The 11496-nt window shown below is 40.9% G+C and carries 8 protein-coding genes; 5 read left to right on the forward strand and 3 right to left on the reverse strand.

Features of this window, described 5'->3' with window-relative positions; all coding sequences use genetic code 11:
- Positions 1 to 3: 3 nt before the first annotated feature.
- From C7B62_RS14995 to C7B62_RS15005, 3 genes are all read left to right on the forward strand, one after another.
- A complete protein-coding gene (locus C7B62_RS14995; RefSeq protein WP_106238015.1) occupies positions 4 to 2319 on the forward strand; it encodes a response regulator in 2316 nt (771 codons plus the stop codon).
- A 22-nt stretch (positions 2320 to 2341) separates the two neighbouring features.
- Positions 2342 to 2770, forward strand: a complete 429-nt coding sequence (locus C7B62_RS15000) for a response regulator (RefSeq protein WP_106238019.1) — start codon at positions 2342 to 2344, stop codon at positions 2768 to 2770.
- Positions 2771 to 2948: 178 nt separating this feature from the next.
- Positions 2949 to 3377 carry a response regulator gene (locus tag C7B62_RS15005; protein WP_106238023.1) on the forward strand — a complete coding sequence of 143 codons (429 nt, stop codon included), beginning with the start codon at positions 2949 to 2951 and terminating at the stop codon, positions 3375 to 3377.
- 64 nt (positions 3378 to 3441) lie between these two features.
- On the opposite strand, the gene C7B62_RS15010 is transcribed toward C7B62_RS15005, so the two are convergent.
- Entirely contained in the window at positions 3442 to 5589 is a 2148-nt protein-coding gene (locus tag C7B62_RS15010; RefSeq protein WP_106238028.1) for a polyribonucleotide nucleotidyltransferase, read from the reverse strand.
- Positions 5590 to 5725: 136 nt separating this feature from the next.
- Entirely contained in the window at positions 5726 to 6652 is a 927-nt protein-coding gene (locus C7B62_RS15015; RefSeq protein ID WP_106238032.1) for a pentapeptide repeat-containing protein, read from the reverse strand.
- Between the two features lie 373 nt (positions 6653 to 7025).
- On the opposite strand from C7B62_RS15015, the gene nfi reads away from it, so the two are divergent.
- Positions 7026 to 7733, forward strand: a complete 708-nt coding sequence (gene nfi, locus C7B62_RS15020) for a deoxyribonuclease V (protein WP_370303990.1) — start codon at positions 7026 to 7028, stop codon at positions 7731 to 7733.
- Positions 7734 to 7781: 48 nt separating this feature from the next.
- Here nfi and C7B62_RS15025 read toward each other — a convergent pair whose 3' ends face one another.
- The gene (locus tag C7B62_RS15025; RefSeq protein ID WP_146132112.1) at positions 7782 to 10814 is read right to left on the reverse strand and encodes an FG-GAP-like repeat-containing protein; all 3033 of its coding nucleotides are present in this window, start codon (positions 10812 to 10814) and stop codon (positions 7782 to 7784) included.
- A gap of 172 nt (positions 10815 to 10986) precedes the next feature.
- Between C7B62_RS15025 and C7B62_RS15030 the strand changes: the two genes are divergently transcribed.
- Positions 10987 to 11352, forward strand: coding sequence for a thiol-disulfide oxidoreductase DCC family protein (locus tag C7B62_RS15030; RefSeq protein ID WP_106238042.1), 366 nt, complete (start codon positions 10987 to 10989; stop codon positions 11350 to 11352).
- Positions 11353 to 11496: the final 144 nt, after the last annotated feature.

An 11496-nucleotide genomic window follows, 5' to 3' on the forward strand; every position in this document is an offset into this window, starting at 1 on the left:
ATTATGATGATTGAAGATGAAGAGCTAAGACTGCTTTTTAAAACTTCCAGTAGTGAACACCTACAAAAGTTAGAATCTGAGCTGATGATCTTGGAGAAAAATCCTCAAGATACCAAAGCCTTAGAGGAATTTTTGCGAGAAGCTCATACCCTCAAGGGCGACTCCCGCATGTTGGGACTAGATGAAATTGAGATGCTGGTGCATCAGCTAGAAGACTGCGTAGAAGGAATTAAGGCAGGACATAGCGAGGTTACGCCCGAATTATGCGATCGCCTGTATCAAGGTATTGATGCGATTAATCGGCTTTCCTATGAGGCAATTACAGGAGAATTAGCCAACATCGATACTGCTGGAGTTTTAAGTGCGCTCATGGATTTCTCAGGGAATTTCCCTGCTGAATCTGAAGCAAGCTTATTTGACGATGATGATGATTTCTTTGGCAGTCAGTCTAGTCAGTCTAATTCAGAACAATTTGCCACAGATTTAACAGATTTATTTGAGGATGAGTCATCAGTTCCAACTAGGGCTATCCCCGAACCTACACAGCCTGTAGCCACTCCCGTCATTAATCAAGATTATCAGATTGATACAATTCGGGTTGAGCCACAAAAGTTAGATACACTAATGACTCAAGCGAGTGAACTGGGGGTAACTAGACTGCGAATTTCGCAGCAAATGACGGAAATTGAACAGATATCCGCCTTATGGTCAGAATGGGTCAAACAGGACACCTCAATTGTGACGGAGATCGAACAAACCTTAAATCCAGAACTTTTCCAGCCTCTCAAACAGTTTTTAAACAATACTGAACAGCGGGTAAATTACCTGGGAGGTTTGATCAATAATCTCAGAACTAGAGCCAATGAAGATGGTGCAAGTCTAGAAATTATTAGCGATCGCCTAGAGTCAGGAATCAACGGTCTAAGACAGTTACCTTTGGCTACAGTATTCAATATCTATCCACGGATGGTGAGAGATCTGAGTCGTCAACTGGGTAAAGAAATTGAATTAATCATTGAGGGTGGAGATACCAAAGCCGACAAGAGAATCTTAGAAGAAATTAAAGACCCCCTGCTGCATTTAATTCGCAATGCGATCGACCACGGGATTGAAACTCCCGCCGAACGTATTGCCCAAGGTAAAGCTAAAACAGCTACTTTGACCCTGCGAGGTTATCAAATGGGGAGTAGCATCGGCATTGACATTAGTGATGATGGACGAGGCTTAGATATCAAGAGTATTTGCAACACTGCTATTCGGCGAAAAGTATGTACTGAGGCAGAACTAGCTACCATGAGCGAGTCTGAGATTCAATCTTTAATCTTTGCTTCGGGTTTTTCTACTCGTACCGAAATTACCGAACTTTCAGGTAGAGGAGTCGGTTTAGACGTAGTTAGAGCGAATGTCGAACGTCTTAAAGGAGCGATCCAGGTAACTTCTGTGGCTGGCAATGGCTGTAAATTCCAGGTGCGTTTAAATACCAGCTTGGCAACAACCAAAGTCTTAATTGTTGAAATTAGCCAGACTCGTTATGCTTTGCCCCTAGAATTCATCCAAACCATGATTACCATCTCTCCTCAAGATATTTATGAGATTGAAGGAAATCCTACTATTACCTTTGAAGAGCAACCCTTGTCCATTAAGCGGCTTGACAGTTTGCTCCAACTATCTACTCCAGCAGATTTCCGCAGAAGAAATTATTTCTCCTGTATTGTGTTGCAAGTTGGCAAAGATCTTTTTGGGGTAATTGTCGACGATTTGGTCGATCAGCAGGATGTAGTACTCAAGCCTCAAAGTAAACTGCTCAAACGTATTCCTAATATTACTGGAGCAACTATCTTAGGAAATGGATCGGTCTGTATGATTCTTAATCCTGTAGATTTACTTCATTCCCTCAGAAAAGGGAGTTGGCATGTTGCACCCTCCGTCGCCTCCTCCAACAATAAAAATAGACTCCTACTGGTGGAGGATTCAATTATTATCCGCACCCAAATGCAGCGTTTATTGAAGGGTGCAAATTATGAAGTCACCATTGCTGAAAATGGCTTACTCGGTTTACAACAGGTTCAAACTCAAGAATTTGAGATCGTGCTATCGGATGTGGAAATGCCTCAGATGAGTGGTTTAGAAATGACGGCGCAGATTCGTCAAAACAGTAAATACGATCGCCTGCCCATTGTTTTAATTACCACTTTGGCATCTCCAGAAGACAAACAGCGTGGTCTGGAAGCAGGAGCAAATGCCTATCTAACTAAAGGTGATTTCAATCAACAGCTTTTGTTGGAAACTCTGGCTCAATTAATTCATACTCACCATTAATCAACTTAATCAATTTAAAACCATGTCTAAAATCAAAGTTCTACTAGTAGAAGATTCTCCAGTTGCTATCAACATCTACGAAAAGATGCTCAATTCTTCTCGCCATATTGAGGTTGTAGGTAAAGCTTTCAACGGCAAAGAAGGTTTGGATTTAGCTGCTCAACTCCATCCTGACGTAATCTGTACTGATTTACAAATGCCCGAAATGGATGGCTTAGAGTTCACCAAGCAAATCATGGCTCGCTATCCTACGCCCATTTTGGTGTTGAGTAATACCGTCCAAAAAAGTGACGCAGACACAATCTATGAAGTGATGAAGGCGGGGGTAGTTGATGTGATGGCAAAACCTCAAACTGCTTTGGGAGGAAATTCAGACTCAATGCAGAATGAATTAATTACTAAAATTCGAGTTTTGTCCACTAAAAAAGTTTCGCCTATTCCCTTAAATTAAGTCAGAAAATTTGTTATCTAACTCAAAATCATGTTTTTAAACCAAGTTAACAGCGTTAATCTTTTTGTTAGCCTCTTCTACAGAGTGTTAGCGGGGGGAAAGCCTCTGATCAGATTGATTAGTTGATTAGCTTCCTCTATCTTTTTCAAAAAACATCAGATAAATAAATCGAAAGATCATGGGTAAAATTAGAGTATTACTAGTTGAAGATTCCTCAGTAGCAATTAACATCTATGAGAAGATGCTCAGTTCTTCTCGTCATATTGAAGTTATTGGCAAAGCATCCAATGGCAAAGAAGGATTAGATTTGGTTTCTCGGCTTAATCCTGATGTAATTTGTACTGACTTGCAGATGCCTCAAATGGATGGCTTGGAATTTACTAGACAGGTTATGGCTAATAGCCCCACGCCGATTCTAGTCTTAAGTAATGCAGTGCAAAAGTCGGATGTTGACAACATTTATGAAGTAATGAAAGCTGGTGCTGTGGATGTGATGGCAAAACCTCAAACTGCTTTGGGGGGTGATACTGAATCCATGCAAAACGAACTTGAAGTTAAACTTAGAGTTCTGGCAACGAAAAAAGTTAAGGCAATTCCCCTCAGATAATTTAAGCAATCAAAAGCAGGGGCGATCAACCTTTCGCCCTTACTTTTGTGTATTTCATTTAATATTACGAGGCTGCGGCTCTAGCTGCGGCGGCTTCGTCTGGATGAATACCCAATCGGGTAAGATTCAGGCGATTTTTTTGGTCGAAACCACGAATTTTAACTACAATTTCGTCACCTATCGCCACTTCATCATCGACCTTGCCTACTCTACCTTCGGCCAGTTGAGAAATATGAATCATGCCTTCTTTGCCTGGCAAAATTTCGATGAAAGCGCCGATGTCGATAATTCTAGTTACTTTACCTAAATAAACATCTCCTTCATTTAATTTGCGGGTGATATTAAAGATCATTTTTCTTGCCATCTCAGCTTTTTCGGCTTCTACCGCAGCAATGATAACTTTGCCATCATCTTCAATATCGATTTTCGCTCCTGTTTGCTCAGTAATCGCTTTAATTGTTTTACCCGAAGGGCCGATAACCATACCAATTAAATCGGGGTCAATCTTCATGGTTAGCAATCTGGGCGCATAAGGAGATAACTCTTCTCTGGGTTCAGCGATCGCCTTAAGCATTTCTTCCAGAATATGGATTCGGGCAGGTAAAGCCTGTTGAATTGCTTTGGCAATCACGGTCATTGGTAAACCAGTGATCTTCATATCCATTTGCAGGGCAGTAATACCTGCATCGGTTCCTGCTACCTTAAAGTCCATATCTCCTAAGAAGTCTTCAATGCCCTGAATATCTGTGAGTATTCTCACTTCATCTGCTTCTTTAATTAAACCCATGGCCGCACCACTAACAGGTTTGGTGAGGGGAACACCTGCATCCATCAAAGATAAAGTTGAACCACAGACCGAACCCATCGAAGTAGAACCATTAGAAGACAGTACTTCAGAAACTACTCGAATTACGTAAGGAAAATCTTCGATACTGGGCAACACTGGCAACAAAGCTCTTTCTGCTAAAGCACCGTGACCGATTTCTCTGCGTCCAGGGGATCGCATAGGGCGAGTTTCACCGACGGAGTAAGGAGGAAAATTGTAGTGGTGGAGATAGCGTTTTTCGTCTTGAATGGTCATATCGTCTCTAGTATCTTGAGCATCCCCTGATGTACCCAGAGTGGCAATGGAAAGTACTTGAGTTAGACCTCTTCTAAACAATCCGCTACCATGCACTCGATTGGGCAATACTCCCGCCCTAGAGCTAATTGGTCTGACCTGATCTAGTTGGCGACCATCAACTCGAATACCCTCTTCGATGATTTGACTCCGCATCAGCTTTTTAGTCAGCTTTTTAAAGGCTTTGTCTACCGCTTTAGCATCTTCTGTCGTTGCCACGGCAATGGGGTCATTTTCAGGCAATTGAGCGATCGCCTCAACTATAGTTTGCTTAATTTCGTCTAAAGCTTCATCTCTGGTCTTTTTATCAAAGTCATACTGGGAAAGAATGTGTTTAATATCTTTAGATGAGCGATCGCTAATAAAACTAATCAAACTTTGATCTTCTTCGGGTGCTTCAGGCTTGACAATTTCAATCCCCAAGTCCTTGATTAATTCTAGTTGAGACTGAATTAACTCTTGAATCGCTTCGTAGGCAAAATCGATCGCCTCAATGACATCTTGCTCTGGTAGTTGGTTTGCCCCTGCTTCAACCATTACAATCCCGTCAGGAGTTCCCGCCACGACGATATCTAAATCTCCCTTATTAATTTCTTTGTAGGTCGGATTGAGGATAAAATCATCTCCCACTAAACCAACCCTAACTGCTGCCATTGGGCCATAAAAAGGAATTTCGGCTAATAAAACGGCGATTGAAGCGCCTGTCACGGCCAAAACGTCTGGGGGAACATCTTCATCTAGGGCTAGGGTCGTGGCGACGATCTGAATATCATCTCGCATCCAGCTAGGAAATAGAGGTCTGATAGGACGATCGATCAACCTACTGGTCAGGATCGCTTTTTCTCCAGGTCTACCTTCTCGTCGAAAAAATCCTCCAGGAATCCGCCCTGCTGCATACTGTCTTTCTTCATAATCTACGGTCAAAGGTAAGAAATCAATTCCTTCTCTACCTTTAGCTCTAGTGGCTGTAACTAAAACCGCTGTATCGCCCGATTCTACTAATACTGAACCACCTGCCTGTGGTGCGAGCAAGCCTACTTTAAGCCGAATATCACGACCATCAAAAGATATCGACTTGTCAAATTCCTGCATTGAGTTTGTTCCTTATTTTTTCGCTTCTTTTTCTCGTGACTCGATCCTAACATTATCTGAATTCTTAGAACCTTTATTCATGAAACAAGTCTATTGACAACGCGCCTTGTAAAACTTTTGACTTTTGCATAACTGATCACAAGTCAATCTGCTTCCAGCCTGCTTGTTGTGGCTTAAAGCGATCGTCAAAAATGGTTTGAGAGTCGTAATAAACTTCATAGGGATATTCGTTTAAAAGTTGAGTCTCTCTTAAATCTGCCCCAGCAAAAATAGCATTAAACAAATAAGCTGCTCTTAAATCTGCACCCTGCAAATTAGCTTTGGTAAAGTTAGCTTCTTTTAAATGAGCTTCTCTTAAATTAGCCTGATACAAATTCGCCCGTTCAAAATTAGCTTTGGTCAAAACAGCTTTCATTAAATCTACTAAGGCTAAATCAGTTTGGATCAAACTAGATTTACTTAAATTAGAGCTATTGAGATTTGCTTGACGCAAATTAGAACCGTCTAGGTGAATCCCTTTAAGGCTGACACCCATCAATGGTGCTTTGCTTAAATCTGTACGTCGAAAGTTAATCTCACCTCGATTGTATCGGCTCAAAATTTCATAAGGTTTAGCAAAAGAAAAAACGTTGGTGTTATAGATTTTAAATATATTTGCTAGAAAAAAATCTACCGTAATTTGTTTAAGATACCCTCGTTCTACTGCCAGTCGATGAAATCTTTGTGGTTTAGTCTGTTGCTTTTGTTCGCGAATTAGGGAGGCAATTTGCTGCTCACTTAATAATCCAGCGCTGCGAAAATAATAAACTAGAGGTTGTTTTTGCTTTTGCTTCAATAGGTCTGCCCATTGTTCTGCAAAAAAATCTGCCGTTTGCTGCTCAATCCAGTTATGGGAAGCTAAGATCTCACCAATTCTGAGATGACTCGTAGACTGTAGCTGTAAAGCAAATTCTATTTGAGTAGCCGTAATTAACCCTGCCTCGATCAAGATTTCTCCCAAAGGTCGATTTGTTTCGGATATTAAGAGTTCAGTACTATTTGAACTATCAGATAAATTTTCCATTGGTTTCAAAAATAGACATGAGCAGAATAAATTCACAAACGGTCTAATTTATTTTCTGATAGATTATCACAATCGGTTTTGCTGACTATTTGCTCCAAAATATCTCAGTAATTTTACTTAAAGTTAACTATAAATCTTTAATAAATCACGACTAAATGAACCTTAAGGCAAGACAAATTGAGCTATAGATAAAAACCAAGTCTAACAAAATAACTACATCCTAAAGCAAATTTTTCTCTTAGTCATTAGCTACAAATTAAAATATTGAGATTAATGCTAAATCGAAACTTTATGTAGGCAGGCATAATTTTAATAGTAGTTTTATTTTCCGAAACTTGATCGTAAAATTACTTAGATAATCAACTAATTAATAATTAACTACAAAAAATTGACCATAAATTTTAGTCATCCCTGGGTTGAAACCGTGGCCCAAGCCAAAGCAATTCAAGAGCAGTTACGACCGAAAGTGATTAATGCTGATGATTTAGGAGAAGTTAAATATGTAGCAGGAGTCGATGTTGGTTTTGAAAATAATTACACTATTTCCCAAGCAGCGATCGCAATCTTAACTTACCCAGAATTAGAATTGGTCGAACAGGCGATCGCTCGTATTCCCACGGCTTTTCCTTATGTGCCAGGCTATCTTTCATTTCGCGAAATTCCTGCAATTTTGGCTGCTTTTAAACAGCTTAAAACTATTCCTGACTTAATTCTCTGTGATGGTCAGGGTTACGCCCACCCTCGTCGTCTTGGTTTAGCCTGTCACCTAGGAGTATTACTCGACATTCCCACAATTGGCGTAGCCAAGTCTTTACTCATTGGTAAACACGAAGATGTTGCCCTAGAAAAAGGTAGCTGCCAACCACTGTTAGACAAAGATGAAACTATTGGCGTGGTATTGCGATCGCGTACTAAAGTGAAGCCAATTTATATCTCGATTGGACACAAAATTAGCCTCCCCACAGCGATCGATTATGTCATGGGTTGTCTGACCAAATATCGCCTCCCAGAAACAACTAGATGGGCAGATCAACTCGCCTCTAGCAAAAAGGTTCAGCGTCTTGCTATTAAAGGCTTATAGCTTATAGCTTAAAACAAATTACTCTAATTTTTAATTTACCCAGACCTATTAAATAAAGGTAAAAGCATTGTGATTGATGGTTAAATTAGGTGAAACATCTTCAATGATGCCTATTCTTTCAGGAGTACTTCCTGGTTCGAGATATAAAATATTAGCCAAGGTGCTGCCATTACTACCCGCGGACAAAGATAAACTATAAAAACTACGCTCGCCTGTTAATTGAATCTTATCTTGTGCAGAATTAAAGTCTTTAATCAAAGCGTAGTCTGTTGAACCTTCGCTTCGAGAATTGCGATCGCTATAGTAGAGGCGATCTTTGTCCCCTAAAATAAAAAGATCTCTGTCTGCACCACCAACCAAAGTATCCTGTTCACCAAACTGAAGTTCAAAGTTATTGGGATTAGTACCATTGAGAGTATCATTACCCTTGCCTCCTTCTAATAAGTCATTATCAGTACCGCCAAAGAGAGTATCGTTCCCATCATCTCCTAAAAGTCGGTCTTGATTATTACCACCATCAAGTAGATCGTTACCTGCTGCACCAAAGAGAGTGTCGCTATTAGTGCCACCATTAAGCGTATCATTACCACTGTCTCCAAACAGAGCATCACTGCCACCATCGCCAGCGAGAGAATCATTACCATCCCCACCAGAGATAGTATCATCTCCGCTATTGCCTGAGATCTGATCGTTTAAAACGCTGCCTTTAATCTTGTCGCTGTATGATGTTGCTCCACCAATTAAATTAAATTTTGGTGGCGATGATTCATTCTGTAAATAGATAAAGGCAGAATTATTTAAATTCAAATTGGGCGAAACATTTTTAAGAATACCGATTCTTTCAGCTATTGCTCCTGGCTGTAAATATAAAATATTAGCTAGCGTATTACCTTGACCATCGGCAGAAAAAGACAGGTTGTATAAACTGCGATCGCCTTTTAGTTGAATCTTGTCTTGAGCAGAATTAAAGTCTTCAATTAATACATAGTCTGTTGAACCTTCTGTCAGAGAATTGCGATCGTCATAGTAGACCTGATTTTTATCACCGAGAATAAATAAATCTGTCCCTTCTCCACCAACAAGGGTATCTTGTTCTCCAACTTGAACCGCAAAGTTATTGGGATTAGTACCATTGAGAATATCGTTACCTATCCCACCTGCTAGGAAGTCATTGTCAGTACCGCCAAAAAGAGTATCGTTCCCCTCATCCCCTAAAATTCGGTCTTGATTATTGCCACCATCTAGTAAATCGTTACCTGCTGCACCAAAAAGAGTATCACTATTGTTGCCTCCATTAACCGTATCGTTACCACTATCCCCAAAGAGAGAATCATTGCCGTCATCTCCAGCTAGGTTATCGTTACCATCGCCACCAGAAATAGTATCATTTCCGTTTTGTGCAGAAATTTGGTCATTTTGGGACGTGCCAACAATCCTGTCGTTGTTAGGAGTAGCTTTATTAGCAGGAACTGGTTGTGGTTGCGGTTGCGGTTGCGGTTGCGATTGTGGCTTGCCAAAAATCACATAGGTAGTACCTTCTTTAGTGTACTCATTACCTAAATCGACCCCAGGCGCAGTAACTAAGAGATCGTCTGCACCATCACCGTTAAGATCTCCGCCACTACTAACAGCGCTACCGAACAGATCTTCACTGCTAATCCCCGCAATTTTCACTCCTGCATTACTACTAAGATTGGGCAAATCTACTTGAGATGTAAAACCAGTGCGTTTACCATACACAACGTAAGCTGCGCCACGATTATCTTGTCCTGCGCTACTTGCGCCAACCAGCAGATCGTCAATGCCATCACCATTAAAATCCCCCGCACTGACGGCATTACCTAAACCATCCCCTGTATCCACTCCAGCAAGGCTAAAGCCATTGTTGCCATTAAGACTATTAAGATTAAACTGAGTACCAAACCCATCCTGACGACCAAACAAGACATAAACCTGACCTTCTTGGGTATATTCTCCGTCAACAGAAGCGTTAGCTGCACCTAAAACTAGATCGTCGATCCCGTCACCGTTGAGATCACCTGCATTAGTAACTGCTGTCCCTAAATTATCTTCTATCCCAACTCCTGTAAAAGTAAAGCGATCGCCAACACTAAACCGAGAATTAAATTTTTTGCTCCCAAAAACAACATAAATCTCTCCACGCTGATCGCTGTCGCCATCGGCAAAAGGACTATTTAAAACATTTCCCGCATTAGACGCACCAATAACAAGATCGTCAATACTATCGCCGTTGATGTCACCTGCGTTACTTAAGGCGCTACCCAAACTATCATTAGCATCTTTACCGTCAACAATAAAACCGTTGCTACCGTTTAAATTAAATAGATTTATGCGTGCATCAAAGCCGTTTTTCTTGCCCAATAAAATATAAACTTCACCACGGCGATCGCTTTGGGTAAAACCATTGCGATTGGTAACTGGTCGACCCCCTCCCGTAGCGCTAACTGCTAAGTCATCAATCCCATCACCATTAATATCCCCTGCACTGGTTACTGCTGACCCCAAAAGATCTGATGCATCAATGCCCTTGAGGATAAAACCATTACTGCCATCTAATGATTGCAGATTAAAATCAGCATTAAAGCCCTTGCGAGTACCAAAAATCACATAAGCTTCACCATTGTTTTCACTGTAGCTGTACCCATAGCGACTAACAGTTTGTCCTGCACCAGGCGCACTCAAAACCAAATCATCAATACCATCACCATTGATATCTCCCGTCGAAACAGCACTACCCAATTGATTGGCTGCGTCTACACCAGAAACTGAAAATCCATTACTACCATTGAGACTATTGAGATCGAGCTGAGAATTTTTGCTATTGCGCGCACCAAAAACCACATAGGCTTGACCACGGCGATCGCTATCATAATAGCTATCCTCATTAGTATTAGGTATACCTGCATTAGGAGCAGTTACCACCAGATCGTCAATCCCATCACCATTAATATCCCCTGCACTGGTTACTGCTTCTCCCAAGCGATCGCCTTCAGTTTTTCCAGGAATAATTAAGCCATTTTTACCATTTGCATTGTTCAGATCTGAGAGAGAGATAGCCAAGATATTTTCTCCTATAATCAAGCTAAAATAAGTTAAATTGGCTATTTATTTTTAATAACCGTCTCTGTTCTAGGCGATAAATTACTATTTGTATAGCTGCTAAAGCCTAAAAGAAATACATATTGATTGATAACAACTTTTAACTAAGTCTGAAGGTCTAAAAACTCGCATCATGAAATATCAAGTCGTTTACGACAGTAAGTGTAATCTCTGCTCCAATTTTGCCCAAATCCTCCAACAATTTGACCGCGAACAAACTTTCAGCTATATTCCCATGCAGGATCCCATAGCTTTAGCTGATTATGGTATTACACCAACGGACTGTGAAGCAGGAATGATCTTAATCGAGATCGACAACCCTTCTAGAAGATGGCAGGGAAGTGCAGCAGCCGAAGAAATTGCCAGCCTATTACCTTTGGGCGACGCTTTTATTGCTGCCTATCGAGCTATTCCAGGCATGAAATGGTTAGGCGATCGCAGTTATGAACAAATCCGCGATCATCGCTATCAGTGGTTTGGGGAACGCCATTTACAATGAGCAATGAACAATGAGCAATGAGCAATGAGCAATGAGCAATGAGCAATGAGCAATGAGCAATGAGCAATGAGCAATGAGCAATGAGCAATGAGCAATGAGCAATGAGCAATGAGCAATGAGCAATGAGCAATGAGCAATGAGCAA

This window comes from Pleurocapsa sp. CCALA 161, from assembly GCF_003003995.1.
Classification (GTDB): Bacteria; Cyanobacteriota; Cyanobacteriia; order Cyanobacteriales; family Xenococcaceae; genus Waterburya.

Coding starts and splice junctions, on each gene's coding strand:
- C7B62_RS15015 (WP_106238032.1), bottom strand. CDS start 6,652: ATGGAAAATTTATCTGATAGTTCAAATAGTACTGAACTCTTAATATCC.
- C7B62_RS15005 (WP_106238023.1), top strand. CDS start 2,949: ATGGGTAAAATTAGAGTATTACTAGTTGAAGATTCCTCAGTAGCAATT.
- C7B62_RS15030 (WP_106238042.1), top strand. CDS start 10,987: ATGAAATATCAAGTCGTTTACGACAGTAAGTGTAATCTCTGCTCCAAT.
- C7B62_RS14995 (WP_106238015.1), top strand. CDS start 4: ATGATGATTGAAGATGAAGAGCTAAGACTGCTTTTTAAAACTTCCAGT.
- C7B62_RS15000 (WP_106238019.1), top strand. CDS start 2,342: ATGTCTAAAATCAAAGTTCTACTAGTAGAAGATTCTCCAGTTGCTATC.
- C7B62_RS15010 (WP_106238028.1), bottom strand. CDS start 5,589: ATGCAGGAATTTGACAAGTCGATATCTTTTGATGGTCGTGATATTCGG.